Source organism: Paenibacillus sp. FSL H3-0333 (assembly GCF_038002805.1).
GTDB classification, from domain to species: Bacteria; Bacillota; Bacilli; order Paenibacillales; family Paenibacillaceae; genus Paenibacillus_AQ; species Paenibacillus_AQ silagei.
The window spans coordinates 669790-695642 of record NZ_JBBODG010000001.1 but is presented as its reverse complement, the minus strand read 5'-3'; the positions used below and the strand labels follow the sequence as shown (position 1 = coordinate 695642).

The 25853-nt window shown below is 45.0% G+C and carries 27 protein-coding genes and 2 pseudogenes; 11 read left to right on the top strand and 18 right to left on the bottom strand.

The window, feature by feature from the left end; all coding sequences use genetic code 11:
- Positions 1-79 precede the first annotated feature (79 nt).
- Both MHH78_RS03145 and MHH78_RS03140 read left to right on the top strand, forming a co-directional pair.
- Complete coding sequence (locus MHH78_RS03145) at positions 80-1363, top strand: MFS transporter (RefSeq protein WP_340827709.1); 1284 nt, start codon at positions 80-82, stop codon at positions 1361-1363.
- A gap of 103 nt (positions 1364-1466) precedes the next feature.
- Positions 1467-3182, top strand: coding sequence for an ABC1 kinase family protein (locus tag MHH78_RS03140; RefSeq protein ID WP_341166546.1), 1716 nt, complete (start codon positions 1467-1469; stop codon positions 3180-3182).
- A gap of 118 nt (positions 3183-3300) precedes the next feature.
- Here the strand turns inward: MHH78_RS03140 and MHH78_RS03135 are convergent, their stop codons facing one another.
- From MHH78_RS03135 to MHH78_RS03105, 7 genes and pseudogenes are all read right to left on the bottom strand, one after another.
- On the bottom strand, positions 3301-6414 hold the full coding sequence (locus MHH78_RS03135) for an ATP-binding response regulator (RefSeq protein ID WP_341170271.1): 3114 nt from the start codon (positions 6412-6414) through the stop codon (positions 3301-3303).
- A gap of 238 nt (positions 6415-6652) precedes the next feature.
- The gene (locus MHH78_RS03130; protein WP_341166545.1) at positions 6653-7414 is read right to left on the bottom strand and encodes a DUF3600 domain-containing protein; all 762 of its coding nucleotides are present in this window, start codon (positions 7412-7414) and stop codon (positions 6653-6655) included.
- Positions 7401-7988, bottom strand: coding sequence for a sigma-70 family RNA polymerase sigma factor (locus tag MHH78_RS03125; protein ID WP_076085687.1), 588 nt, complete (start codon positions 7986-7988; stop codon positions 7401-7403). Before MHH78_RS03125 ends, MHH78_RS03130 begins: the two co-directional genes overlap by 14 nt.
- A gap of 152 nt (positions 7989-8140) precedes the next feature.
- Entirely contained in the window at positions 8141-8809 is a 669-nt protein-coding gene (locus MHH78_RS03120; protein WP_341170270.1) for a hypothetical protein, read from the bottom strand.
- Positions 8810-8995: 186 nt separating this feature from the next.
- Complete coding sequence (locus MHH78_RS03115; RefSeq protein WP_445668083.1) at positions 8996-10483, bottom strand: aldehyde dehydrogenase family protein; 1488 nt, start codon at positions 10481-10483, stop codon at positions 8996-8998.
- Positions 10475-11557 (bottom strand): annotated as a pseudogene (locus MHH78_RS03110) (5-methyltetrahydropteroyltriglutamate--homocysteine S-methyltransferase); the annotation flags it as partial. The pseudogene MHH78_RS03110 and the gene MHH78_RS03115, both read right to left, overlap by 9 nt.
- 104 nt (positions 11558-11661) lie before the next feature.
- Entirely contained in the window at positions 11662-12870 is a 1209-nt protein-coding gene (locus tag MHH78_RS03105) for a TerD family protein (protein WP_341166544.1), read from the bottom strand.
- 303 nt (positions 12871-13173) lie between these two features.
- Between MHH78_RS03105 and MHH78_RS03100 the strand changes: the two genes are divergently transcribed.
- From MHH78_RS03100 to MHH78_RS03085, 4 genes are all read left to right on the top strand, one after another.
- A complete protein-coding gene (locus MHH78_RS03100; RefSeq protein WP_076085696.1) occupies positions 13174-13413 on the top strand; it encodes a hypothetical protein in 240 nt (79 codons plus the stop codon).
- Between the two features lie 221 nt (positions 13414-13634).
- Complete coding sequence (locus MHH78_RS03095) at positions 13635-14117, top strand: hypothetical protein (protein ID WP_341166543.1); 483 nt, start codon at positions 13635-13637, stop codon at positions 14115-14117.
- A 101-nt stretch (positions 14118-14218) separates the two neighbouring features.
- Entirely contained in the window at positions 14219-14500 is a 282-nt protein-coding gene (locus tag MHH78_RS03090; protein ID WP_341166542.1) for an ArsR/SmtB family transcription factor, read from the top strand.
- An 84-nt stretch (positions 14501-14584) separates the two neighbouring features.
- Positions 14585-15757: an MFS transporter gene (locus MHH78_RS03085; RefSeq protein ID WP_341166541.1), complete on the top strand. Its 1173-nt coding sequence runs from the start codon at positions 14585-14587 to the stop codon at positions 15755-15757.
- A 120-nt stretch (positions 15758-15877) separates the two neighbouring features.
- Here the strand turns inward: MHH78_RS03085 and MHH78_RS03080 are convergent, their stop codons facing one another.
- The gene (locus MHH78_RS03080; protein ID WP_341166540.1) at positions 15878-16366 is read right to left on the bottom strand and encodes an NUDIX hydrolase; all 489 of its coding nucleotides are present in this window, start codon (positions 16364-16366) and stop codon (positions 15878-15880) included.
- A gap of 70 nt (positions 16367-16436) precedes the next feature.
- The gene (locus tag MHH78_RS03075; RefSeq protein ID WP_341166539.1) at positions 16437-16793 is read right to left on the bottom strand and encodes a helix-turn-helix domain-containing protein; all 357 of its coding nucleotides are present in this window, start codon (positions 16791-16793) and stop codon (positions 16437-16439) included.
- Positions 16794-16925: 132 nt separating this feature from the next.
- On the opposite strand from MHH78_RS03075, the gene MHH78_RS03070 reads away from it, so the two are divergent.
- On the top strand, positions 16926-17564 hold the full coding sequence (locus tag MHH78_RS03070; protein WP_076085709.1) for a nitroreductase family protein: 639 nt from the start codon (positions 16926-16928) through the stop codon (positions 17562-17564).
- A 16-nt stretch (positions 17565-17580) separates the two neighbouring features.
- Here the strand turns inward: MHH78_RS03070 and MHH78_RS03065 are convergent, their stop codons facing one another.
- A complete protein-coding gene (locus MHH78_RS03065) occupies positions 17581-17916 on the bottom strand; it encodes a winged helix-turn-helix transcriptional regulator (protein WP_076085712.1) in 336 nt (111 codons plus the stop codon).
- Between the two features lie 105 nt (positions 17917-18021).
- Between MHH78_RS03065 and MHH78_RS03060 the strand changes: the two genes are divergently transcribed.
- Positions 18022-18405, top strand: a complete 384-nt coding sequence (locus tag MHH78_RS03060; RefSeq protein WP_341166538.1) for a RidA family protein — start codon at positions 18022-18024, stop codon at positions 18403-18405.
- Between the two features lie 221 nt (positions 18406-18626).
- Here MHH78_RS03060 and MHH78_RS03055 read toward each other — a convergent pair whose 3' ends face one another.
- Positions 18627-19067 carry a hypothetical protein gene (locus tag MHH78_RS03055; protein WP_341166537.1) on the bottom strand — a complete coding sequence of 147 codons (441 nt, stop codon included), beginning with the start codon at positions 19065-19067 and terminating at the stop codon, positions 18627-18629.
- Positions 19068-19097: 30 nt separating this feature from the next.
- A complete protein-coding gene (locus tag MHH78_RS03050; protein ID WP_341166536.1) occupies positions 19098-19895 on the bottom strand; it encodes an APH(3') family aminoglycoside O-phosphotransferase in 798 nt (265 codons plus the stop codon).
- Positions 19896-20025: 130 nt separating this feature from the next.
- Here MHH78_RS03050 and MHH78_RS03045 point away from each other — a divergent pair, with 130 nt between their 5' ends.
- Complete coding sequence (locus MHH78_RS03045; protein ID WP_341166535.1) at positions 20026-20874, top strand: AraC family transcriptional regulator; 849 nt, start codon at positions 20026-20028, stop codon at positions 20872-20874.
- On the opposite strand, the gene MHH78_RS03040 is transcribed toward MHH78_RS03045, so the two are convergent.
- The gene (locus MHH78_RS03040; RefSeq protein ID WP_341166534.1) at positions 20848-21504 is read right to left on the bottom strand and encodes a nitroreductase family protein; all 657 of its coding nucleotides are present in this window, start codon (positions 21502-21504) and stop codon (positions 20848-20850) included. The genes MHH78_RS03045 and MHH78_RS03040 overlap by 27 nt on opposite strands.
- Before the next feature lie 111 nt (positions 21505-21615).
- Between MHH78_RS03040 and MHH78_RS03035 the strand changes: the two genes are divergently transcribed.
- On the top strand, positions 21616-21978 hold the full coding sequence (locus tag MHH78_RS03035) for a winged helix-turn-helix transcriptional regulator (protein WP_339252514.1): 363 nt from the start codon (positions 21616-21618) through the stop codon (positions 21976-21978).
- A gap of 131 nt (positions 21979-22109) precedes the next feature.
- On the opposite strand, the gene MHH78_RS03030 is transcribed toward MHH78_RS03035, so the two are convergent.
- The 5 genes and pseudogenes from MHH78_RS03030 to MHH78_RS03010 all read right to left on the bottom strand — a co-directional run.
- Positions 22110-22397 (bottom strand): Dabb family protein, encoded by a 288-nt coding sequence (locus tag MHH78_RS03030; RefSeq protein WP_341166533.1) that lies wholly within the window; start codon positions 22395-22397, stop codon positions 22110-22112.
- Between the two features lie 43 nt (positions 22398-22440).
- A complete protein-coding gene (locus tag MHH78_RS03025; protein WP_036722990.1) occupies positions 22441-22806 on the bottom strand; it encodes a nuclear transport factor 2 family protein in 366 nt (121 codons plus the stop codon).
- A 135-nt stretch (positions 22807-22941) separates the two neighbouring features.
- Complete coding sequence (locus tag MHH78_RS03020) at positions 22942-23451, bottom strand: GNAT family N-acetyltransferase (RefSeq protein ID WP_341166532.1); 510 nt, start codon at positions 23449-23451, stop codon at positions 22942-22944.
- 66 nt (positions 23452-23517) lie between these two features.
- Entirely contained in the window at positions 23518-24057 is a 540-nt protein-coding gene (locus MHH78_RS03015) for a hypothetical protein (RefSeq protein ID WP_341166531.1), read from the bottom strand.
- Between the two features lie 611 nt (positions 24058-24668).
- A pseudogene (locus tag MHH78_RS03010) lies at positions 24669-24824 on the bottom strand (TerD family protein); the annotation flags it as partial.
- Positions 24825-24924: 100 nt separating this feature from the next.
- Between MHH78_RS03010 and MHH78_RS03005 the strand changes: the two are divergent.
- Positions 24925-25779, top strand: coding sequence for a helix-turn-helix transcriptional regulator (locus MHH78_RS03005; protein WP_341166530.1), 855 nt, complete (start codon positions 24925-24927; stop codon positions 25777-25779).
- Positions 25780-25853: the final 74 nt, after the last annotated feature.

Sequence of the window (25853 nt, the reverse complement as noted above, 5' to 3'; positions counted from 1 at the left end):
CAAAATCTGAAATTTCCATTATTGTTATCCTTATCTTACATTTGAGGTTATGGATGCAGAAATGGAGGCCCGGAATTTCTTGAAACCACGGTTATTAACACGTTCCTTCTATTATCTCTGGACAACTCAGACGGCGGCGAATGCCGCCGATGTCCTGTATATTATGGCGCTGACGGTGCTGGTGCTGGACCGGACGGATTCGCTTGTCTCGGCGGCGCTGATGCCGCTGATGCGCAGCTCGGCCCAGATGGTGAGCGGCTTCATTGCGCCGCTGCTCATCAACCGGATCAAGCTGCCCTCGCTGCTGCTAATCTCACAGACAGGCCAGTTCCTGCTGTTTGTGCTGCTGGCTCTGTACCTGCAGCTTAACGGTGCTGCTGCTTCACTCATGCTGGTCTTTGCCCTGGTCTTCGTCATGTCCTTCCTCGACGGCTGGACCGTTCCAGCCCGTAATGCACTGGTGCCGCGGCTCGTAACGCGGGAGGAGGGGCTGCTTCAAGCCAACGGTCTGATCAGCGTCAGTGATCAGGTCGTGCAGTTTGCGGGCTGGGGACTGAGCGGCCTATTGGTCGCATTCCTTGGGCCCAGCCCGGCGCTGCTGCTGACAGCGGCCATCTATGGGCTGGCGGCCGCTTTTACGCTTGGCGTCAGAGAGTCGGCAGAGGCAAGTGTCCAGATGCAGGGACAGCAGGCGGACTCTGAACCGGCACCGTCATCTGCTTCGAAATGGAAGACCTTGACTGAAGGCTGGCAAGTCATCTGGCGTATGCCCCGCCTGCGGATGCTGACCTTCATGGACATCATCGACATGCTTGGAGGCTCGGTCTGGGTCGGCGCGTTCACACTGGCCTTCGTCCAGGTGGCGCTGAAGCAAGGCGAAGAATGGTGGGGCTTCATTAACGCAGCCTATTTCGCAGGAACGGTCGGCGGCGGGCTGCTGGTCCTGTCGGCAGTGCGTCTCATCGGCAACCGTTATCTGGGGGCGATGCTCATCGGTATGGCGGGCTATGGCCTGCTCACCATGGTGTATGCTCTGACTACACAGCCGTATATAGCACTGGTCCTTGTCCTGCTGATGGGACCGTTCGCGGAGCTGTCGGTGATTAACCGGCGCACCCTCATCCAGCGCAGCACCAGTAAGCAGATGCTGCCCAAGGTGCTGTCGGCGCAAGCCTCGCTGCTGCATCTGGTGTTCTGCATCTCGCTGCTGGTCATGGCAGGACTGGCCGAACGGTTCGGGATCGTCAACCTGTATCTGCTGGCGGCGGTTCTGACATCGCTGGCTTTGGTGGTCGGCTTGCTCGGCCGCCGGGCATTCAGGGACGAACCTGAGTCATCAGCAGCCAGCCGCCCAAGCCTTTAATTGTATATCTGTCTGGTATGAAATATCATACAATTAGGCTCATGGATGATTAGAAGGAGAGATTTGGGATGCAGCATAATGGACCTCTGGTAGTTGAGCAAGAATGAGCGAATTCCTTAAATTAATGAAGGATGTACGGTTCCGAAGAACCATGCGGATGATTTTCAAGTTCGCCTGGGATTTCTGGTGGCTGGGCAAGCTGAAGTACTTGATGTCACGGCGGCGCTTTGCAGCGAGAACCAAAGCCTTATACCGCAAGCAGGCAGCGTATTTCACGACAACCGCCATGGATATGGGCGGGTTAATTATCAAGCTTGGGCAGCATGTGAGTGCGCAGGTGGATATGCTGCCGAAGGAAGTTATTGAAGAATTGTCCAAGCTGCAGGATTCTGTAGAATTCGTAGATTTCTCCGAGATCCAGCAGAAGGTAGAGCGTGAACTCGGGGTATCCATCAGCAAGATGTATGCTGAGTTCAACGAGACTCCTATTGCAGCAGCATCCTTCGGACAGGTCCACCGGGCCACCTTACGGACAGGTGAGCAAGTCGCCGTGAAGGTGATGCGGCCCGGGGTGGAGGACATTATCGCGATTGATTGGAAATCCATTCAGGTCGCTATTTCGTTATTGAAGCGCCAGAAGATGATTACAGACTTCATGGATCTTGATGCCGTGTATGATGAGTTTCATGACACCATTATGGAAGAGCTCGACTATCAGCAAGAAGGGCGTAATGCCGAAGAGTTCAAGCAGCAGCTAGCCCACCGGAAGGATGTCGTGATTCCGCACATCCATTGGTCCTGTACTACATCGCAGGTGCTGACCATGGAGTTTATGGAGGGTGTCAAAATCAATGATTTCGCCAAGCTCGAGGCTTGGGGGGTAGACCGGACCCAACTGGCAACATCGCTGATCGAAATGTTCGTGGAACAGATTTTATTGAATGGCTTGTTTCACGCAGACCCCCACCCTGGCAATGTGCTCGTGCAGCCTGACGGCACCATCGCCCTGATCGATTTTGGCATGGTTGGGCGAATTCCCGGAGATATGAAGACCCAGATGGTCGCCCTCCTGCTGGCCGTATACTTGAAGGACGCACACGGCGCCATCGATGCCCTGAACCGGTTAAGATTTTTAAGACGGAATGTAGATCTGGAGGTCTTCTCCAGGAACCTTACGTTATTATTCGAACAAATCAACGGCGATACATTTGACCTGAGTTTTGTGACGTCAGGCGACAATGTGGAGGAATTACGCAATTTCCTCTACTCTCAGCCTTTTCAATTACCTGCCAATACCACATTCCTGGGCAAAGCCATAGGCACCGTGTACGGCCTCTGTACCGGACTGGACCCTGAGCTTGATCTGGTCGGGACGGTTAAGCCTTACGTGGAACAGGTGGTGCGGAGGGATCTGCGGGGAAGTGTCATCTCCAAAGTTGTAGCGGATGGCAAGGATATGCTCAAAGACATCCTTCCAACGACCAAGAAGTTCATGTCTGCAATCGATAAAATGGATAGCGGAGGCTTAAGGGTCAAGCTGGCGAGCTCCCTCGAGCAAAAATTAATCGAGACGCAGAATAAAAATACACAGCGGTTGATTGCCACCATCATTGGCGCAGTATTACTTCTGGCCGGGGTCAACCTGTGGAATGAAGTGAATCCCATCATCTCTTATGTACTCGGCACCCTGGGCCTGCTCATTATGCTGAGCCAACTCCGAACGAGACAAGGCCGCCGGGACGAAAGACATGCGAGGCAAATCAACGCTATGCGTGAACGTAGCCGGTTGGAGAAGCCGAAGTCTAAATCGCGTGGATAACGAAATGTGGATAACATTAACGCTGCGTACGAAACTAAACTGTACAAGTGGAAACGGTACCGTCCTTTTAAAGGAAGGTACCGTTTCCACTTCATCCTTCCGCCCGATCTCATCATTGTTATTCATTACTGCTGAGCGGAACGTGAAAAGTTACCGTTGTCCCTGCATCCAGCGAGCTTGTGATATGAAGGCCTGTTCCGAAATGCCGCTTCAAGCGCTGATCCGTATTGATTAATCCGACGCCGGAACTACTGCTTTTACGCCTTTCCAATAATCGCTGCAATTGAACCTCATCCATTCCGACCCCATCATCTTTAACTGTGATCTCTGCCCGGGTCTCCACGAAGGAAATACGTATGACAATGCTGCCTCCACGCTTGCGCTTCATGATTCCATGTTTAATTGCATTCTCAACGAGAGGCTGAATCGTAAGAAACGGGACTTTGATGCACCTGTGATCATCAATCTCCCAAATCACCTGCAGCCTCTCTTCAAACCGCACCTGTTCAATATATAAATAAGAACGCACTAAACTCAGCTCTTCTGCAACCGGAACAAGACTTGCAATGTTCTGGAATTTAAATTTGTTTCGCAGATAATTAGTGAATTCATCAAGCAAATCACGCATCTTCTCCAGATTAATATCCGTTAATGCTGATATAGCATTCAAAGCATTAAACAAGAAATGAGGCTTAATTTGGGCTTGCAGCCATACAGTTTCTAATCGCAGCTGTTCCCTAATGGATTGCTTAATCGTTGTTAGCGCCTGTATCCGCAATTTAAGTTCTATGGCCTCTACCGGCTTCGTCACATAATCGTTTGCTCCCGCCAGGAAACCGCTATGTATATCCTGTGGCTGGCTTCTTGCAGTAAGAAGCAGAACAGGAAGCTCTGTGAAGGTAAATCGCTCACGAATCCTTCGTGTCAGTTCATATCCGGACATCATCGGCATCATGATATCAGAGATTACCACATCCCATTCCTTCGTACCCAGAATAGCCAACGCCTGTCTGCCACTGGTTACCATGGTTGTATCATATTCGTCTGGTGGCAGTATGGCTTCAAGCACTTGAAGGTTAACAGGATCATCATCAATAATTAATAGAACCGGACGGTCGGAATCCATCTTGAAGAACGTTGCCGGTGTCTCATCACTCAGGGGGGTTGCGCTGTCCATGATCATTGGAACAGGTTCTTGAATTGCCACAGCAGATATGGGTAACGGTTCAAAAGATTTCGCCGGCGCACTCTCCGCCTCCGCTTCCAAGCCTGCCAGTTGTAAAGAAAAGCTGAATTGCGAACCTTCTCCTTTAACGGAGGTTACATCCAATGTGCCCCCATGAAGCTCCGCCAGTTGTTTGCTTATACTCAGCCCTAACCCGAAGCCGCCTTCAATCATGGTCTCCGTTGTGTTGGCTTGCTCGTATGGATGGAATAGGCATTTAAGCATGTCCTCATCCATTCCAATTCCGGTATCAGCAACAACGATATAAGCCCTCCCGTCGTTTACATAAGCCGAAATCAAAATAACTCCATCATTTGTGTATTTCACAGCATTATGAAGTAAATTGAAGAGGATCTGAATAATCCGGTTCTCATCTGCATGGACCAGAGGAAAATCTTCAGGAATTTGATTTGTAATTTGTATAGATTTCACCTCTGCATTCAATTGCAGCATATCAAGTACACCCGTCACGATCGGCTGGATCGGTATAACCTTTTTGCTGATACGGGGATTGCCTTCCCGCAGGCTCATCACATCAATCAAATCATTTAATATCAAGGTTAGCCGGTGCCCTACAGAAGAAACAGTTTCAAGCTCTTTGATGCTTCTTGCCTGCATTACATGCTGTTCCCGTTTCATAACAGATTGTGATAGATTGAGCATGCTGTGCAGCGGATTTTTGAACTCATGTGAAGCATTCGCCAGGAATTGATCCTTATGGTCATTCATTCTTTGCAGGGTTGTTGCAAGCTCATTCGTATTTTCGTACATTTTAAAATAATTCCTAAACCATACTGAGGCCAAACACCCCATTGAAATAATCAAATCAAACGGATAATAGAGAAGATTATAACCGCCCTCCCGCCAGAAGAGCATCCAGATCATATGGTGGATCAACGCAAGGATGGAGAACAACAATAACAGATTCCCTCTCATATCCTTGACCACTGTTCTACAGATCGCAATCGTTGCAACGACTCCAGCAGTACCGCCTAGCAGATTATACACAGGGAAGATGCTGGTTAACTGATAGGTATCCAACAATAGCGTAATCCCTGCGGTCCCCAAGATCAGTGCCCTAAATACAGGATATATTCTGTGCCAAACAGCTAGTTCGCGATGATTCGTACACTCCAATAATGCATAGGCTCCAACTAAAAAAGCCGCATTGGATAGCCGGAAATCCCATACGTTGCCGATATAAATGATTTGATGGAACAGCTTCTCATCACTGCTTAACGCACCGCTTAGTGTGAAAGAGAATGTCAGCAAAGAGAAATACAGCAACTTTGTCTGCTTGTTACCCAATACAAATAATATAAACGCATAGGCAGAATGGATCAGAAAGATAACCGTTGTCAGAACCTGCATAGATACCGAAAGTTTCATCTCTTGGGTAATTGCTTCTTCTGTCCCGAATTTAATAGACCGGACAATGCCCCCGCTCCGGCTATCCACATAATTGGACGCTTGAATTACCAATTCGATTACACCATCTTTGTCCGCCTTAAAGGTTGTAGAATACGGAAGATTCTTAGCGATAGAGGCTTCTTCCGAATCCGCTACACGCCCGGATTTAGCCAGTAACCGGCCGTTTACGTATACTTCCGACGAAGTGCGTATACTTGGCACACGAATACTATAGTTGAGATCCTGCTGCGGATTCACATATATTCGTAAGCGGTACGAGCCGAATCCATATGGAGTAGAGGTCCCGGGATGCACAGCTTGATTCCATCCCCCTGGAACTTGAATCATCCTTGGCTCACTCAAGGCCAAGCCCTGCTGCTTTTTGCCATCCATGAACCAATGTGAGGAATACAATTCCCATTCCCCGTCAAGCAAAACAATCTGCCCGTCTTCTGCATTCCAATTACGCAAATGGAGTTCCCCGTTTTTTATCGAATCCTGTTGTAAACCGCCAAACAACTCCATCCACAATAAGCGTGAGCCTGATAGAACAACTAATAGTAACCCCAGGAATAAAAAGATGTACTTCATTTTCATTTGGTGATTCCATGAAAAATTAGCCAAGGGTATCCCTCTCCTACTCATTTCTTCTTCTTTATCTATCGGCTTCATGTAGTTTTTTGCTAAGAAATTTTGTAGCACAAAAAACTCGCAAAAGCCCATTTATGCACCATTCCGACCTACCCTGCTCTATGGTCAGTTTGCTGCTAAATAAAGCTCCTGCGAGTTTTGGATCATAATGACTGATTTTTAAACCATACTGAGAGAGTAAGGGTTAAGAGCTCGGTTTCATCATTTTGTCTATCTTATCAACGTAAGGAGTGAGCGCCTCCAATAACTTCTCTTGCTTTTGTATTTCTTCTGTCGACAACCGATCCATATGAACACTTCCGTCTGCATCAGTTACCTTGGCATCATAGCTTTTCAACTCATTTATTATGGGTTCAAGCTCCCTATACTCCTGTTTAGTGAGTCTCTGTTCAGCCTTCTCAAGCAAGCTATCCCAGAAAGCGCCACGATCTGTGCCAGATGCCTTTGCCTTGGATTTATCCGTTTCGTTCATTTTCTTGAAATACGGTTCAAGCTCCACCAGTAATTTCTTGTAAGCCTTCTGCTCTTCTGCATTAAGCCGTTCTATGTGAAAACTCCCCTTGGAATCTGCCGCCAGCAGATTGTAATCGCCTAATTCCTTCAATAAGGACATAACCGTGGCAGCTTCTTCCTCGCTAAAATTATGCTTCAACCTCTGAAGCTTGGCCTCAAACTCCTCATATTTCTGCTGGCTTAGGCCAATCGTAGCAGCTGCTTCTTTCGAACCATACATACTATCCGCCAGATAATGATATCCGGCAAACGCTCCAGTAGGAATTAATAAAGTAGCTGCCAAAACGCCTGCTACGATCCACTTCTTTTTCATTCGTCTTCCCCCTTGTCCGGTTACGGTCTGATTTAGTATTCTCTCCTTCAGTTCCGGTGGGGCATTTAAATTTCTGGCCTCTTCCTGCAGAACTGTTCGCAGCTTTTCATTGAAATTCATGCAGATCCTCCACCTTTCCCTTAAAAAGAGTCTGATTCTCTGGCTTCTGACGAAGCTTGCGCAGTGCAGCATGAATACGGGATTTCACGGTACCTAGAGGAATCCCGAGGATTACGGCACTTTCCTCCTGCGATAATTCATTTAAATAATGCAGAATAATCACCTGCTTCAGCTTATACGGAAGACTATCTACGCTAGCAAGCAAGGAGTGGTTAGAGATCTTGTCGACAATCTTACTTGTGAATTCAGGCTCCACCACCAAATTGACCTGCTCTGCCTTCTTAAGAATTCGGAGATGCGTCCATCTCTTTCTCCGGTAGGCATGAATTTGTCGCACTGTTATTCCCATAAGCCAGGGTCTAAAGGGACGACTGATGTCAAAATGTTCAAGAGATCTGCGCATTTGAATATAAATCTCCTGAACGATATCATCCACCTCAGATGTTTCGCGAACGAGGAAATGAACGGTTTGATATACATCCCTAATCGTAGCTTCATATAGCTCACTAAATGCTTCACGACTGCCGGCTAGCGTAAGCGTAATGAGCTGAGAATATTCTTTTGGATGCTCCATTCATCACCCCTCCCTTCGGTCTTACACTATATATTGGGGAATAAAGAATATTTCGTTCGATTTTTCTTCGGAAAAATACGGAATAAACCGATCAAAGTCCACTAAGGATTTTGGTCGGTTTATTGTTGTCTGCCTAATGTTCACATTGCCCGTTAGTTGAGCAACAAGCTCTCGAAATGTATTATCAGTGAATCCAACGGATTCCAGATTTTTACATTTAACTCTTGCTCAACTTTAACGGCTGATTCCACCATAGATAATTGTGCAACAGAAATTTTCTTATTTTTTTCTGATGCAAGTATCCCCTTTATGTACTTTGATAATTCTTCAACGTATTGCTCATTTTTACCTTGCATGATTAGCTCAAATGTATTCTCTATGACACGTGCCTCAATATGAATTGGCTTATCCTGGATAGAAGCAAATTCATTAAGCCTTCTCATTGTCCCTTCGACGGTTGCTGGATTAGTGAATAATAGAACTTGTGGTTCTGTAATACTGCAGACCGAACTAAAGAAAGGCTCATCGATTTTTATTATAGGAATAGATGTATTAAGCCGGTTTTCTTCAAGAAGAGCAATATAATTAGTACATGTGATAAGAATAGCCTCAACATTTGCTTGTGATATCCATTCTATTTGTTCGATGACTTTATTTTTGGCTTGTCCTTCATCGAAATTTTTATCTGATGTAATTCTACTCATCAAACCAGGATCCACAAAATGAACCAATTCCAACTCAGCAGAGGTAAGAGCGTTTTGAATATACTGGATATTTGAATAGTGGGCGTGTAAACAGGCAATCTTCTTTTTCTTCATGATTTTATCTCCTTAAACCCGTACTTTGAGCAGTCCCGCTCCTTAATGATATCATGTTTCTCCAAAAAGTTCGTAATGCTGGTCTACCGGGTAACTCACTCTAGTTGCCAACGCAAAAAACACCTCCAAGGATCTCTCTATCTTACGACAGAGTTTATTCTCTTGAAGGTGTTTACATTTTTTTCTTTTCTACTCTGGGATATAAGGAAGATCCAGTGTCTTCGGAACATTGATCACATGCAGCTCTGTATACGTACGGATGCCCTCTGCGCCGTATTCACGGCCGATACCGGACTGCTTGAAGCCACCGAACGGGAACCGGACATCGAGCCCTTGCACAGCAGCTGTATTGATCATGGTCGTTCCCGCTTCGAGCTGACGTGCGACCAAGATGGCCTCCTCTTCCCGCCCCCACACCGAGCTCGTCAATCCATAGATGCTCTCATTGTGCAGATGAATCACCTGCTCCACATCGTCAAAGGGCAGAATCGGAACGGTAGGACCGAACTGCTCCTCCACCACAATCGGATCATGGTAATCGCAGTCCAGAACAAGCGTAGGCTGCAGGTAATACCCTTGTTCAAACCGCTGCTGATCCAGAATTTGGCCGAGCGGAATGACCTTAGCTCCGCGCTGGCGCGCACCCTCAATCAGACCCTGCACGTAATTCTTCTGCTTCAGGTTATTCACCGGACCTACTGTCGTATTGGCATCAAAGGGATCACCGATGCGAATCCAGCGGTTAGCCGCCTCTATATATTTTTCAACAAAACCATCATAGATAGAACGGTGTACATATACACGCTTGGCAATCATACAGATCTGGCCGGTCGTCAGGAAGTTAGAAATAACAATCCGGCGCATGGCCCGCTCATCTTGAACATCAAAGCTATCCAGGAAGATCGCCGCATCATTACCGCCCAGCTCCAGCGTCATATCCTTAATCGTATCTGAAGCCGCTTTTATAATGTGCTTGGCGGTCGCGGTTCCGCCTGTGAAGGCGATTTTGGAGACAAGAGGATTACTCGTCAGCTCAACGCCCACATCCGCATCCCCATGAACGACATTGATGACACCCGCCGGGAACTCACCTGCGATCAGCTCTGCCACCTTCGCCGCCGCCAGTGGCGCAAACGGACTCGGTTTGAGCACAATCGTATTGCCCGCAAGTAAGGCAGGAGCAATTTTAATCGTAGATAACGCAATCGGATAGTTCCATGGACTAATCGCTGCCACCACACCCATCGGATCATAGGACAGGATGGTTTTACCATGGTCATGCTCCTGAACCTCTTCCTGCAGAACGGATGCAGCTTCATTACAAGCGAACTCCATCCACATTAACGAGACATAAATCTCACCATGGGCATCATATAGGGGCTTGCCATGCTCTCTGGACAGCAGATGGACAATTTCATTCTCCGCTGCTCTAATCTTCTCTATTGCCTTACGCATCCGGGTAATACGTTCATCAATCGAGGTCTTCTTCCATATTTTAAAAGCTTCTGCCGCCGCTTCAATCGCTTCCACCGCTTGTTCCTTCGTAGTGACAGGGAAATAGCCTACGATTTCAGCCGGGTTCGCCGGATTCTCTTTGGCTGACTGCGAAAGGGAGGGTACATGGTGACCATTAATGAAGGCTTGGGCAACAACGGTCTCTTGGTCTTCCTTCCACACTTCTTCGGCAATTTCCTTCACATAACGAAGCTTGCGCCACTGTTGTTCTTCCGTAAGAATATTGCCTTCCTCTGTAGAGGAGAATCCGCATTGCGGGCTCAAGCACAGCTGCTCAAGGGGCACATAGGTTGCTGCTTCGGCAATCCGGGCTTTAATATGCTCTTTATCCTCTAGTTCGCCTGTTTTGGATGTGAGCAGACCCAGCACAATTTTCAAATCCGGCCGGTTCACATATTTCAATGGCTCGAAGCTGCCTGAACGCTCATCATCAAATTCCAGGAATAAGCCATCTACATCTAAGCCTCCAAAAATGACCTCAGAAGCATAATCATAACCGCCGCTTGAGAAGTAGTTGGATTTATAGTTGCCCCGGCAAATATGCATAGTCACCACTAAATCTGCCGGTTTATGAGCCAAGGTTTCGTTAATCATGCGCTGCATGATCTTGAGCTCTTCCGACGGTTCCAGCCCCTTTGCCCGCAGCTTATCGTGACCCGTTGCTGAGAAAAGGTCTGCCCATGCTGTATCATCCAGTTGCAGGTACCGGCATCCGGCATCATAGAACGCTTGAATGGCTTTTTGATACGCCACAATCGTATCTTGAAGGAATTGCTCCCGGTCGTTATAACTATTGGCCCCAGGCTCCAGCCGGTAGATCAGCATGTTGGGGCTTGGAATGGTTTGCTTCGCTACGGCGTCACCTGCATGCTTCAGCAAAAACTCAAAATGCTCCACAAAGGGATGGCTCGAGAAATCAACCTTACCCACCACACGAATGCCACCCTTACGGGTCTGCATATTATGGAACTTGGGCCCGTCGATCTCCTCATACAGCTCTACGCCGTCTAGGCCGCCCAGAAAGTCAAAATGCCACCAGCTTCTGCGGAATTCCCCATCCGTCACTGCGAATACGCCATTCTCCTTCTGCTTCTCAATAATCCGGATAATCTCTTGATCTTCCACCGCTTTTAAGGCTTCATATGTGATGTTGCCTGCTTTATATTGTTCACGCGCCTGGCTTAAGTTCGCAGGACGCAGGAAGCTGCCTACATGATCATTACGAAAGGGTATCATCGCTACATCTCCTTACAACTTTTTAGTGTACTGAGTATAGCATGAGGGCAAAGAATGCAGGTTATATGTAAAAAGCATGATTGGTCATAGCTTTTCGCAATAACCTATTTATAATCATTTAAAGGTCCTTGATCCATTATCACTTCTACCATATTGGAGTCCCCTACCTTAAGAATCGGCCTATACTCTGAATTTGGTCTACTGTAAAGCTCTAGCGGACTAATAATTACGCCATTTGGCGTATTATGAAGTATCCCGGGTACACAGGTATAGATCGTATCATTATTATTTGCATTCTTGGCGGAGATCGTAACTGAGGTTCCATTATGATTATCTATACTCATGGACACCTTATATCTGTAAAATGAACCGGTTCCATTGGATTGCGCTGAATAAACTACAGGAACAACCGCAAGAACATCATCTCTTAGTCTTAACTTTATGACCTCTGTCTTCTTTGATTTTTCACCTCTCCCCACATCGCCCATATGCTCAACTGTCCCTTTACCATAATTTTTGAGGGGAGGTGTTCCCGTTGCACCAAACATAGCTACATCAATCTGCTTTCCATCCTTTGTATAGACTAAAGCATAAATGTCATAATCCGTTCCAGTCTCCCAAGATACCGTAGCCGTAATTTCTGGTGTTTTCTCAATGATAACCGGCTTCTGCCCTTTATCGAGATTGATCTTACCCTTTACCTTCTCAAGGTTGATGGACATAGCCGAACCAGGTTCCTTTGATACAGGCTCTTGAATGATCTGAGGTTTAGAATGCTCACTTGGCTCATCCGCTTCTACTTCAACACCATAGTTTTTGCATAACCCTTCAAGCCCGGAATCAAATCCGCGCCAGATTGATTTTACCTTGGTCTGACCGTTCCTTAGATATAATTCAAGCACTACAATTCCATTCTCGTTCGTGAAACTGGATGGGGATAAGTGAATAATCGTATTTTGCGTACATATCTCTGCTTCCAGATTCTTCACATTCGCGAATCCTGTGCTGTTATCCTCTGTCAGAGTTACAGCTATTTTGGTTATACCTTCAGGGACCTTATCCATGTCGAAATTCAGCTTATAAACTTTGGTATTACCGGCTTGCTCGGCTGGTAAAAGCGTGGCTACACCTGAGGAACTTGTGGGCTGATTATAAAAGATGATTCCGCTATCTCCTTGCACCTTATCAGCATCCGTTAAGAGGAAGGCTGTTAAAGAAACGTCTACCAGAGTAGAGATTTCGTGGCTAATCGTAATGCTACCTTTTGCGGCACTTAAAGTTGTATTTGCTCCCATTTGCAGAAATTGATTCACTCTAACCACTCCAATCCATTTAATGGCTCGTGCTGTCTCAATTATATTAACACAGGGAGGAAATACTTGGGATATAAAACTATTAAGGGCTCCGTTGAGTTAACCGGCACAGTATAATACTCCCCTAATCGCGTCCCGTCAAGAAATAATTTGAGAATGAGCGGCATAGCGAGGGAGACCCCCTTATGTTATTAAAATAGGAATGGATTCCCGAGTATGCAGAGTGATATCGCCTTTTCCATTTGAAACGGTGTCACGTAAAATAGTCTTCAGATCAATGAGAAATACGGAAGGGAGATCTGTATGAATAGTGTGGACAAAATCAGATTTTCACTCTTTTTCGGGGAAGAGCCCGAGGCAGCTTGTTACGGGTATATAGAGCGGAATCGGGATGGTCATATGATCGCGCTCTACAATAGTAATGGTGAGGAGATCGATATGTATGGCGGACATCAATTTGTCAGGGTACAGGCGCTTGGCAAATTTGATGATGAAGACCGCGATAATTTTTACTCCTTGTTGGAAGGTGATGGTGTGGGATGAGTCTCCACCACAATGGTGTGGATATGGTTCATATCCGTAAGTTGAATGATAACCCCCACCGATTTTTCCTGATTTTCTTACGGCTCGTAGGGAGTTGAGGCAGAAATGCATTTTTCAAATCTTCAGACAGTACGTGTTAATATATTATCAATAATAGAAAATAATTGAAAACAGTACAAAATGATCTACAAATGTAGAAAAGGCCTCAGGAGGATATGGAAATGAAAGTCATCAATACATTCGTCGTTATTGTTGTTATACTTGCTGTTGCGATTCCGGCATATCTATGGAATGAAGCAAAAACCAATCACTCGCCTAGATGGCAATATGAGAGTAATTGGCAATTGCAATTGCCTTCCAAATTCAAGGAACTTGATCAATATACAAATCAAGGGGGATTTCGTGGGGAGGGAGTGCGTTATACTATTTTTAGAACGAAAGAAAAACAATTGTCTACAATAGTAAAGCCATACGGCGGAAGAAAGATAATTGAACAATATTCCGGGGATAATCTTGATGATAATGAAAGAGATATTCAAAAATATGTTGAGGATACATTGCTGCGTTTAGATGTTCCTGAAGATAAAACGCCAGATTTTAATGGAGTTTACTCGTGGCAAGACTTCAATTACGAATCTGACCGATTAGTTGTTCTGTATTATCCCAATAAGAACATTTGTTATTTTGTGGAGGATTTAAGATAAATGCACTCGGCTACATTTTCACTTTACACCGCAGTCTTTAAGTGGTAGTATCATTTCTATAATTCCATAAATATAGAAATGATGGTGGAAAGGAGACTGTAATGGCTGATGTCGATCACGATCTGGTGCAAGCTGTCAAAGTATACAAGGCTCTAGGTGAGCCTACACGGCTAAAAATAGCCTTAATGCTAATCAAGCAAGAGAATCAATGCGTTACCGCGATCAGTGAACAGCTTGGTCATGTAGCCGGTTCAACGTTATCCCATCATCTCAAGCAACTGACGGAATCGGGTTTAATCCAGGCGCAAAAGAACGGTTCGTTTATTCACTACAGCGTTGATCAAGAAGTGGCAAAGAGGTTTGCGCCATATTTACTGGCGTAAATTTTTTTAAGTAACATTTCTATATTTTTAGAATTATAGAATAACAACAAGAAAGGCTAAAGAATTTGAAAGGGGAACAATCAAATGATTAAATCTTGGAAAGTTTATATTTTAGCGATTATCAGTTTTTTAGTGGGAACCTCGGAATTTGTAATAGCCGGGATATTGGATCTGGTGTCTAAAGATGTAGGCGTAACTATTGCTGCGGCCGGCCAACTCATTTCGGTTTACTCCATATCTTACGCAGTGGGTACTCCGATTCTCATTGCGGCTACCTCCAAACTAAGCCGGAGAACACTTATGCTGGCTGCTTTGGCGCTGTTTTTTATAGGGAATTTAATTACGGTGTTCTCGACGGGCTATCCCATGCTTGTTGGTGCGAGAGTGATCTTAGCGCTTAGTACAGGTGTCTTTACCGTGGTTGCCCTAACGGTTTCTGCTCAAATTGCCGGGCCTGGAAAACAAGGCACCGCCATAGCAACGATCATGATGGGATTTAATCTATCGCTTATTTTAGGCGTTCCTCTGGGAAGAGTCATTGCCAGCACCTACGACTGGAAAATCATTTTTTATGGAATCGGCGCTCTTAGTTTTATCGCCATGCTGGTCATTTTAATGGCATTGCCCAAGTCACAGGGAGAAGCCAATGTACCTCTTAAAGAACAACTCGCCCTGTTGAAAAGGCCTCAGCTATTATTCACCTTGTCGATTAGCTTCTTTTGGATGGTCGGTTATACGATCGTTTACACGTTTATTACACCATTTCTGTTGGACATTACGGGCATAAGCAATGGGATGGTGAGCATCGCGCTATTTTCATTCGGCATAGCAAGCTTGCTGGGCGCCCAGGCTGGAGGATTTGGTGCAGATAAATTAGGTATTCCGCGTACGCTGAATGGAAGCTTGATTATCCACGCGGGTATTCTGATCCTTATGACCCTCTTTGCCCATACATCCATAGCTGTCTTTCCGTTGCTGCTGTTATGGTCGTTTTTCGCTTGGTCTACGGGTCCCATTCAACAAGTCTATATGATTAGCTTGGCACCAAGCGCAGCGGGAATTCTTCTGAGCTTGAATACCTCCTTCATCCAGTTGGGGATTGCTGCCGGAGCTGCCATTGGCGGTCTTGTGGTGGAGAGTCTTTCCTTACAGTCCATCGGCGTGGCTGGCGCAATGGGTGTTGCCATCGCACTCCTCCCGGCTATATTATCGTTCTCGATGCGAAGTCAGTCTTCGGACGGCATACCGACGGAATAATCTACGGCTGAAATGGAAAAACATCTGCCTCCTCCTTTTGTTTTCCCAACCACAAAAGAAGGACTAGGCAGATGTATAGATTTCATTCCGATCTCCGGTCAAAATTCACTCTTAAGCCCCTCAAACCTTTCTTTGTAGCTTGACGCTACATTCGGACGTTGTTGTGGTGGCGTACTCTATGAAATTTACAGAGCCGTTAAAGTTCAAATAAGCTTCATACCGTAAGCGGATGGGGGGCAGGGTAATGAAATCCAGAACGTTCTCCTTGGCCACCCATCTGCAATCACTGGTTTCATCAGAAGTGGCTAACTCTCCACCCACAACTTTGCACACAAAATCAAACATTACCTTCGTTGGAACATCAGTTACACCGTCATACCACTTATGAACCGCTGTATTTGAAATCACATTGATTAAATGGCTGACAGTAGCGTCTATTCCGCTTTCCTCTTTGATTTCACGTATCACGCCATCGATAAGGTTCTCTCCAATTTCAGTTATCCCGCCAGGATACACCCAGCCATCATCATGGGCTTTTACTAATAGGATATTTCCCTTCCCATCTTCTACAATTCCGCCTGCCGACACAATATGCGTTGGAAAAGCCATTTTACAACCTCCATTATGAAGTGATCGGATAACTACCTCTGTAGATCCTAACATGGCTAACGAACTATTATTACGATTTACATCCGGTCTGAAAATGCGCTCTGCCCTCTAGCACATCACCCAAAAACTTTTGGGATGCATTCAACTTGGCTTCTAACTCCTGGATTTCTTTGATTTTCTCTTTTACCAATGCTTCCTTCTTAATATACGAGCTCTCATTGATAAGTAAAACTATGTCCTGGATCGTTAAACCTAAAGTGAGTAGCATTCTCACATCCTGCAAATAGGTGACCACTCCTTCATCGTATACACGGTAATTATTCTCATCCCTTGATATGAACTGCTCAGGGATCAACTGTTTGCGTTCATAGAATCGCAAGGTGGATATGGGTAGATTCGTCAGCCTGGAGACTTCATTTGCTTTCATACTCTGCCCCTTCTAAATAAATCATTAATTTATATTTGCTATAAACCAAGGTTCATAGTTCAAAATAAAAATATGATAACCCGGGACAGCGATACTGTCAAAATAATGGGTTACCTCAGAAGGAGTGCATTTATGCTGGAATCTATTCAAAATAATGATTTTGTCAACATTCTGACCGGCCGCCGTTCCATACGACAGTACGATGAGGACGTCAAAATTTCGGAGGAAGAAATGCACGCGATGATTCAAAAAGCAAGCTTGGCGCCCTCTTCTGCCAATATGCAGCCCTGGCGCTTAATCGTGGTTCATTCTCCTGAAGGAAAAGACAAGCTTCGGCCTCTAGTCCAGTTCAATACCCGGCAAAATGATACATCTGCGGCGATGCTCATCATTCTGGGAGATACGCAGAGCGATTTATATGTAGAGAAAATCTATGATACGGCTGTGGAGCAAGGAAAGATGCCCAAAGACATACGCGACAAGCAGGTCACGCAAATTCTGGGCATGTACCCGCAAATCCCTAGAGAATTGAAGATCGAAATTGCCAAAATCGATGCAAGTTTATTCGCGATGCAACTGATGCTGGTCGCCCGTGCCCATGGGTATGACACTAATCCGATGGCGGGCTTTGAACGCGATCAGATCGTTAGCGCCTTTGATCTGGATGACCACAGGTATGTTCCGGTCATGATCCTATCCATCGGCAAGGCCAAAGATGAGGGCCATGAGTCCGTGCGCCTGGGTAGCGAGGAAATTACCTTTTGGCGCTAATGTGAATGTATGAACCTCACCGATTCTGTGCTCCCCACTCGCACAGCTGCTCCAACACAGGCAGCAGGGTCTGCCCTTTCGGTGTCAGCGAATACTCCACTTTGGGCGGAATCTGCGGATACTCCACGCGCTTCACCAGCCCGTCAGCCTCCAATTCCTTAAGCTGCGCGCTGAGAACCTTGTATGTCACCGCTCCGAGCTGTCTCTGCATTTCATTGAATCGAATCGAGGGTTTGGCGGACAGCAGATACAGAATCGCCATCTTCCACTTCCCGCCGATCACCGACATCGTATAACCGAATGGTGTGTCTTGGATTACCGTCTCCTTGCCCTTCAAATCTGAAATGCCCATGTTCACGCTATCCTTTCGGATAGTAGCCCACTTCTTTGTGCGTACTATCCCTTTATTTTTGCTCAGTCTATAATAGCTTTACTTTGAAGTAAAGGGGCTAGAGCAATGACAACCATTCGAACGTACAACCATACCCTCTGGGATCACGGGATTTCGCAGGGGTACCTTGTCGACAACACGCTGTATATCTCGGGACAGTTCTCCCATGATGCGGAGGGCAACTTCGTTGGGGCAGGCGATATTCAGGCACAGATGACACAGACGCTGAAGAATTTGGATACCGTGTTACAAGAGTTCGGAGCGACCAAGGATAATCTGGCTTACGTGGAGCTGTATCTGACGAATGCACAGGAGCACGGGGAAACCGCGATCGGACTGTTCAAAAAGTATGTCGGAGAGCATCGGCCGGCGGGGAGCATGATCGGGGTGACTTACCTGGCATTCCCGGAACAGTGGGTAGAGGTACGGGCTGTGGCGCATGTTGGTTAAGAAAAAGAGAGAGGGTTCAACTAAACAACGCTACTGGCAGAGTAATGTCAGTAGCGTTTTAGTATTTGCGGAATCTCTTCATCAGAGTAGTAGCGGATGGCCTTACCCGTTTTTCCAGCATACTCAATCTCATTTCTTGTGCTGTTGCCAATGTAGCCATTTACATCAATCACGAAGATTTCGTCAGAAATATCAATCTTTCTAAAATGCAGATCTCCCAGTTACGGAAAATCCAACTCATCATCGATGATACGGAATATCTCCCTAACCCGCACCGGATAACGGTCATCCAGTTCCTCCCACTTCTGCTTCGGTAAAATCAAAAATTCGTGCGTATCGGAAAGATACGAGGCCTCAAACAGCCGGATTTCGTATTTGTCCCGGATCACCTCCTGAAAACCGCGAATCGTGATGTAGCGGTCTTGTCCGGTAAAGGTAAGCGCAATCGAGTGCAGTTGTCCATTGTAGGTAACGTCCAGTCCTTTGTCCGTTGATGTCACCTCAACCGTTTCATCTGGAAGCCGTTTACCGAACAACCGGATGATCTCCTCGTCCTCTTCTCCCCAATCTACAATGACGCTGTACGCAAAAGTAAATTGCTGCAGCTGTTGCTCATCTCCTTCGAATAGCAATGTCAGCTCGCTGTCGCTTGGCATTCTCATCCCCGTATCCTCCTTGTGTTCACTTAATGATCAGGCCCAAACCAAATGATCTACAACTTGGTAGAATCTTATTTTTGCATAATCAATCTCTGATACACCATAGGATGAAAAAAATAACTTGACCCATTGCTCGCCGAAGTTTCTGATAATGCTCTTCTCAGCTACTGCCAAATCGTAATAACGGTCCGCAATCCCGCAATTCCCCAGATCAATAAATCCACTTAAAGAATCATCAGCAATAATGATGTTTGGCAGACTGTAGTCACCATGTGTGAATACTAGATCTTCTTTGAATTCCCGAGAATAACCGTTGACTTCAAGCAGCAACTTTTCAACATTGTCCTCACCAAATCTTCTGTGCAGCTCCGTTGAATCAAACTTAATCCCTCTACTCAACTTGTACTGAATAGTGCTCATCAGCTGTTCAAATGAATGATCAAAAGGACAATCTTCAATTGAAACTTCATGAATTCTCTGAAGACCTTGTGCCAATAAAGAGATCATTTCTTCTGTATTTGAAGAATATTGCTTGTTGGAAGCTTCAACACCTGGCAATTCAAGTGTTAATAAAAACTCATAATTCCCGATCACACCGAAATCAATAACCTCCGGAACAGGTAACTTATTGTATAACCACAATAACCTTTGGGCTTGTCTTTCTAAAGATTCAGCATGGCCTGCTTCCTGGATTTTCAAATATTTATTTACTCCACTTTCACCCTGAATATAATAAGTCTTCGCTGTATTCACCCAAATCAATGAAGCCTCGTCATCTCCAACCAACTCAAGGAATTCAATGGGTACTGCATCTTTTTCTCCAAAACTCATAATTTCCACCTCTATGGCTCAATCAATATCGTTTCAAAATACATAGCATATTCCTGCATACTTAGGCAAGCATTGCAGGGTATTTCAATGATAGCTGCTGTATAGTAATTAGTGAAAGGCAGGTGAGTATATGGATTGGTTAAACAGATTTAACAGCGCAATTGATTATTTAGAAAGTAATCTTGATAACGAAATTGACTATTCTTATGTTGCAAAAGTTGCTTGCTGCTCCGAGTTCCATTTTTCGCGAATGTTCTCATCTTTAGCCAATGTTACCCTAGCTGAATATGTTCGTCGTAGAAGGCTTACTAAGGCGGCTTTTGAAATACAGAAACATAGTACAAAGATTACTGATATTTCTATGAAATACGGATATAGTTCCCCTGATGCTTTTACGAGAGCCTTTCGCCAACTTCATGGCGTTACACCTGCATCCGTTCGTGAAAGCAACGTTCAGTTGAAAGCATATCCTCGCATGTCCTTTCAGATTACCATAAAAGGAGTCACTGAGATGGAGTATCGAATTGAAAATATTGATTGTAACCTCCGTTTTGCAGTTAAAAGGGAAACGGTAAAAACTGAAGATGCTTTTAATACAGTTCCACAATTGTGGGCCACAGCACAATCAAGTGGATTTCTTCAAAAGCTGATAGACATGTCCTGGGAAAATCCAAAGTGCCAACTTGAAGGGTTACTTGGTATCTTTGGTAAAGACGCGGCAATTAAAGAGGATACCTTTGATTTACTCATGGGGTGTAGATATGACGGAAATATACCGAACGATATGGAAGAACTCATTCTTCCTCCCTCTGTATTTGCTGTTTTCCCCAACGATAACGTTAATGCTTGGCAGCGCTTATATACAGAATGGCTTCCTACATCTGGATACGAGCTTGCCAATCTCCCTTGTATAGAGAATTTTTTGGCTCCAGGAGCCAAAATAGAGCAGGAATTATGGGTTCCCATCATTGCCAAGTAGCAACGAAGGTACCCTATCTATAAACGTTATATCCTCAATATCATGTCTTACAGTGGAATGACCCTCGTGAATCCCTCTGCCCACACTTAATAACATAATGTCTTCATAGTGCTGGGGAATATTGAGCACTTTAAAAAGAGCAGCTTTATCATAACCTGACATAGTGATGGTCTGGTACCCTTTTTCGTTCAAAATAAGGACTAAGGCCATTGCAGCCAGACTGCCATCGCGGACCAGCTCTTTTAAAAAATCTTGATTAGACATGTTTCGATAATAACCAATGGCTGCATTTGTTAAATACGTTTTAGTCTCTTGGGTGAAATAACCTTTCTCCAAAGCCTTGTCTTGAATAGCATGGATATTCTCAGTATGAAAAGCACGGTAATCCCCCAAGATCAAAATCAAATAGCTGGAGGTTTCAACCTGCTCTTGGTTATATGCAATTGGTTTAACTTTGGCGCGCAACTCCTTATCTTCAATGAGTAAATAACGTGTACTCTGAATGTTATTTCCGTTGGGTGATTTGGCAGCCAGTTCAATCGAATCAAGTATTTCCTTTCTTTCAATCGCATAGTTTGGATCATAATGTCTGACTGATTTCCTTTGTAAAATAATATCTTGCAGACTCATTTTAACGCCTCCCATATCTTAGATTTGTTATAATCATATTATCTGGAGCGTATACAATTGAAAATACTGCACTTTATAGTCACTAGGTTACTTCAAAGTAAGGAGGATCTCATGAATACAATAAATACAGGATTTGATGTGGTACAAAATATCATTAGTGGTAAATGGAAAAGCATTATTCTGTATCAATTAGGATATGAGCAAAAGCGTACAAAAGACTTACTCAAGATTTGTGAAGGCGTCTCACATAAAGTTTTAAACGAACAATTAAAGCAAATGCAGCAGGATGGATTAGTGCATCGCGCGGTATATGCAGACGAGGTTCCCATTAGAGTAGAATACTCAATATCAGACTATGGCCGGACATTCCTTCCATTATTAAAAGAAATGTGTGATGCTGGCGATAACCATCTTAAAAGAGAGGGGATCACCGCAGGTAATAATACAATCTGTGAACATTCGAAATCACTGTGATCGATAACCATGAAACTCTTTTAAGACCTTACGTAAATGAAAACAGCACCATACTCTTCACTAATGAAGAACATGGCGCTGTTAATATTTCGCAGTTATGTGACTGAAGAAACATTGGTAGCTAACTTCTATTAGATTGAGCAGCAGACAGACGCCTGTGTTTCCAGAACCGTACCCATCCACCTGGCGACTTCCTGATGAGCCGGGTGGATAAGGTATTCATCCATGTCTTCTAAGGAAGCAAACTTGGTGATCAGGATCAAATCGTATGCTGAAGGACCAGGGCGAACATTAGCTTCAGCCTGAACATCGAGAAGAACGTTTATTTTCCCTCTCAAGCCTAGTAGAACGGTTTGAGCTTGCTCGATATGCTCCGGTCTCCGGTCCTTCAGCTTCAATAACACATGATTTAGTATCATCTTTGGGTTCCTCACGTTCCTTATCTGATTAGCCTTTGTCTACTTATTCCAATCCTTTAGACAGCCGGATCGCAAGCTGCTTAATCTTATCGTTGCGAATCTGAAAATAAAAATCCAAATAGAGAGGGTCCGGGAGGCCGGTTTTGTCGAAATCCCCATCAACCTTGAAAACTACTACGTTTTCTTCCCCTTGCTGTTTATTCTGTATGGGTTCAAGTGTTATGTTAGCTCCAAAATGATATTCGGCACTCCATTGTTTGATAGCAGCTTTGCCTGCCCACTCTTTACCTTCATCGAGAACAAGTGCATCTTCCGAAAAGCAGCCGACATAAGCATCCGGATCGGGTTTATTGGTAGCGGCTATAAAATCTAGTATTACTTGCGGAAGCAGATTAAGATTAGGCTCCATATGATCAACTCCTTTGTAATTTTGTTAAACGGTGTCAATACAAGACTAGTATAACCAACAGAACCTGACAGCTGCGTGTCTAGTTATCTGTAATATTTATTTGTTCAGGACAAAGCTGCCCGATAGGGAAATGCCTCAACTGAGCTTCAGATACTGAAGTAGCTGTCCGAAATCCGAGGAGTAGACATTTTCAATTCCATGGTAGCCTTCTCTTTGCCCAATAACGCGGGAAAACTTCGCGTACAGTCGATTTAGATAAATGTTGTCGATCTGAGCGCCAAATTGTAGATAGTTAACGCCACAATTCTCTGTGACAATTTGTTGTACCAAATAGCGGAACCCCTGAATAAATACGCGACTGCTGCGATAGGAGGGGTGGACAATGACAGAATTAACAAAAACAATTTCACCTTTGGGATCAAATTCATTCTCAGTATTGAGATAGCGATAATGCCCCCAACCTATCATTGCCCCCATCTTGTCCGTTATTAATATAATGCGGGAGTTGGGGATGGATTCCAACACATGTACAAGTGCATCCGCAAGTGAGAATTGGCGGTTAAAATCTTTTCGGTTTCGGATAAAATATAAAGTAAACTGCGCATAATCTTCATCATTTTGGAAATTCCGGTAATGGGCAAGCATAAACCGCCCCACCTCCTAATCGTTCATATGGGCTTACCTATCTCGAGGATTACAACAGAGCAAGCACTATGAAGTGAAATAGGCTTCATTTCTAAACTTCATTATGTATGCTTGCCATTCCTTGAAATCGGCATGATATTCATCAATCCCACCTTGCTGTGTATCCCATGTCGCTGTTTTCTCTGCAAGCTTGGCTAGAAGTCTTTGCAGCCGGAGATGGACCGGGACCCAAAAACGGAGCTCAACAATAGCCTCAGGTAATTGTGATATATATTGCACCAGAAATTGCAAACTCTCTAGGAACAGCCGGCTTCGGCGATACGTTTCAACAAAGAAAACAATCTGGATTTGTGCCACATGCGTATCCTTGTACTGGTTCTCCGCAGTTCCGCAAATGTAACCAATCGCCCCGACAACTTCATCCTCATCATTGAAGCACAAGATAGCTTCTTTTTGCATTAGAACAGAGCTTGCCAGAAAACTCAGCGAGATTGAAAAAGGATAAGGCAGATTTAGTTCATTGTAATGTTCCAATAGAAATATCATGTATTTATCCTGGTAGCTCTCTGAACTGCAGACTTGAAAGTAATAGCTCATCTGATTCATTCCAACTCCTTGCAATATATAGATCTGTTCTTTTTTTATTTAAAGGATGAATGTTGTCCCACAAGAAAAAGCTGCCCGAAAGTCCAAAGACTTAGGTGCAGCTCTTCCCGTACCGAATGCTTATTTCGCAGGCGCTGTTCTCACTTGCTCGCTGTTCACAAGTAGGTTCACTACAATTTGTAGCGGTCCCCTGCCGCCTTTGTCATTAAATCCGCTTCTTGGTGGAAACATATATGTCACTCCTTCCCTCTTCATTTTCAGTTACTCATTGCTTACTTCGACATTTTATTACATTCCAGTCCACACATACATACCTAAAAAGGGGTATCTTTCACTTTTGGATGATAACTCGTGACTCTTCAACCCCGCCGTTTTTTAGTCTTTTGTAGATGTTTAGATAGTGATATCAAAATATTCACTGGGCAAGTCATCTATGTTTTCCATAGACATTTGTTGTATGTTCCCGGTCAATCTGTTGTCCTGAACTAGAAGATGCAATTCATCCTTCCAAAATATTGATCAGCTACTTCATCCCATCCTGCTTTGTTGATCTCAAGCATTTCTTTTTGATCTTGCATGACTTCCCCTCCTTTTGCACTCTTTCATTGCGTTAAATTCTTTACATTCGAAAATCCCGTGCTATTATCCTCTGTCAGAGTTACAGCTATTTTTGTTATACCTTCAGGGACTTTCCCCATCTCGAAATTAATTTTATGAACTTTTGTATTGCCCACTTTCTCGGATGGTAAAAGAGTAGCTACACCCGTTGTTTATGGATGAAACTTTCCATATAATTGACCTTACTTGAGCGGGTATACTCTATGTATATCACAGTAAAGATGGAACGCTAGAGGAGGCAGCGCCTGTATGGAGAACCATGATTTTTCATCCGCACTGGGGGAATTCATCAAATCGCGCAGACATCGGCTTCAGCCTGAACATGCGGGAATCAAGCCCTTGCCTGGCCGAAGACGTACTCCGGGACTTCGAAGGGAAGAAGTCGCCTATCTGGCCAATGTCAGCGTAACTTATTATACCTGGCTAGAACAGGGCAGGGAGAGGAATCCTTCCCCGGAAATCTTGTCCAACATCAGCCAAGCGCTGCAACTGGATGCAGACGAGCGGAAGCACTTATTCGACCTGGCCGCACCTGATCCAATCAGCTTCAGCATGACCCGGAGTTCAGAACAACCCGATACCGGATTTTTGCAAAACCTTGTGGATCAAATGCGTTATCCTTCTTTCATTGCCAATGAGTTTGCCGATATGATCGTCTGGAATCGGGGAGCGGAGCTCGTTGTCGCGGACTTCAGCCGATTGCCTGAAAGCGAACGAAACTTGGTGACGCTGGTGTTTCTGGATCCGGAGTACCCCAAGAGGCTTGACAACTGGGAAGAATTTGCCCGTTTCATGACGGCGTTAATCCGGGCAGGCTTCGACAGCAACAAAAACAATCCCCTATACATGGAACGATATGAGCGTCTTAGACAGAATAGCGAAGACTTCATACGGTTGTGGGAGTGGCATGAGATCCGGCAAAAAAGCTCTGCCCCGGTCCATTATCTCCTTCCAGGCGGACAGGAATTGTCGTTCACGATCCATTGCGCGGCCCTCGACAATAATCCGGGACTGCAATGGTGCTTCTTCGTTCCTACACCCGGTTCGGGAACGGAAGAGCGGCTAGCGGACCTGCTGAAGCAAGACGCCGAAGGGCGGCCGTAATCTTAGCCTGTTAGTTCCGTTAATAGTAAAGAGGCACAGTGGTTAGCCCCTTCTATCGTTGGTATGATCATAAC

Coding starts and splice junctions, on each gene's coding strand:
- MHH78_RS03140 (WP_341166546.1), top strand. CDS start 1,467: ATGAGCGAATTCCTTAAATTAATGAAGGATGTACGGTTCCGAAGAACC.
- MHH78_RS03135 (WP_341170271.1), bottom strand. CDS start 6,414: ATGAAAATGAAGTACATCTTTTTATTCCTGGGGTTACTATTAGTTGTT.
- MHH78_RS03130 (WP_341166545.1), bottom strand. CDS start 7,414: ATGAATTTCAATGAAAAGCTGCGAACAGTTCTGCAGGAAGAGGCCAGA.
- MHH78_RS03125 (WP_076085687.1), bottom strand. CDS start 7,988: ATGGAGCATCCAAAAGAATATTCTCAGCTCATTACGCTTACGCTAGCC.
- MHH78_RS03100 (WP_076085696.1), top strand. CDS start 13,174: ATGAATAGTGTGGACAAAATCAGATTTTCACTCTTTTTCGGGGAAGAG.
- MHH78_RS03095 (WP_341166543.1), top strand. CDS start 13,635: ATGAAAGTCATCAATACATTCGTCGTTATTGTTGTTATACTTGCTGTT.
- MHH78_RS03090 (WP_341166542.1), top strand. CDS start 14,219: ATGGCTGATGTCGATCACGATCTGGTGCAAGCTGTCAAAGTATACAAG.
- MHH78_RS03085 (WP_341166541.1), top strand. CDS start 14,585: ATGATTAAATCTTGGAAAGTTTATATTTTAGCGATTATCAGTTTTTTA.
- MHH78_RS03080 (WP_341166540.1), bottom strand. CDS start 16,366: ATGGCTTTTCCAACGCATATTGTGTCGGCAGGCGGAATTGTAGAAGAT.
- MHH78_RS03075 (WP_341166539.1), bottom strand. CDS start 16,793: ATGAAAGCAAATGAAGTCTCCAGGCTGACGAATCTACCCATATCCACC.
- MHH78_RS03070 (WP_076085709.1), top strand. CDS start 16,926: ATGCTGGAATCTATTCAAAATAATGATTTTGTCAACATTCTGACCGGC.
- MHH78_RS03065 (WP_076085712.1), bottom strand. CDS start 17,916: ATGGGCATTTCAGATTTGAAGGGCAAGGAGACGGTAATCCAAGACACA.
- MHH78_RS03060 (WP_341166538.1), top strand. CDS start 18,022: ATGACAACCATTCGAACGTACAACCATACCCTCTGGGATCACGGGATT.
- MHH78_RS03055 (WP_341166537.1), bottom strand. CDS start 19,067: ATGAGAATGCCAAGCGACAGCGAGCTGACATTGCTATTCGAAGGAGAT.
- MHH78_RS03050 (WP_341166536.1), bottom strand. CDS start 19,895: ATGAGTTTTGGAGAAAAAGATGCAGTACCCATTGAATTCCTTGAGTTG.
- MHH78_RS03045 (WP_341166535.1), top strand. CDS start 20,026: ATGGATTGGTTAAACAGATTTAACAGCGCAATTGATTATTTAGAAAGT.
- MHH78_RS03040 (WP_341166534.1), bottom strand. CDS start 21,504: ATGAGTCTGCAAGATATTATTTTACAAAGGAAATCAGTCAGACATTAT.
- MHH78_RS03035 (WP_339252514.1), top strand. CDS start 21,616: ATGAATACAATAAATACAGGATTTGATGTGGTACAAAATATCATTAGT.
- MHH78_RS03030 (WP_341166533.1), bottom strand. CDS start 22,397: ATGATACTAAATCATGTGTTATTGAAGCTGAAGGACCGGAGACCGGAG.
- MHH78_RS03025 (WP_036722990.1), bottom strand. CDS start 22,806: ATGGAGCCTAATCTTAATCTGCTTCCGCAAGTAATACTAGATTTTATA.
- MHH78_RS03020 (WP_341166532.1), bottom strand. CDS start 23,451: ATGCTTGCCCATTACCGGAATTTCCAAAATGATGAAGATTATGCGCAG.
- MHH78_RS03015 (WP_341166531.1), bottom strand. CDS start 24,057: ATGAATCAGATGAGCTATTACTTTCAAGTCTGCAGTTCAGAGAGCTAC.
- MHH78_RS03005 (WP_341166530.1), top strand. CDS start 24,925: ATGGAGAACCATGATTTTTCATCCGCACTGGGGGAATTCATCAAATCG.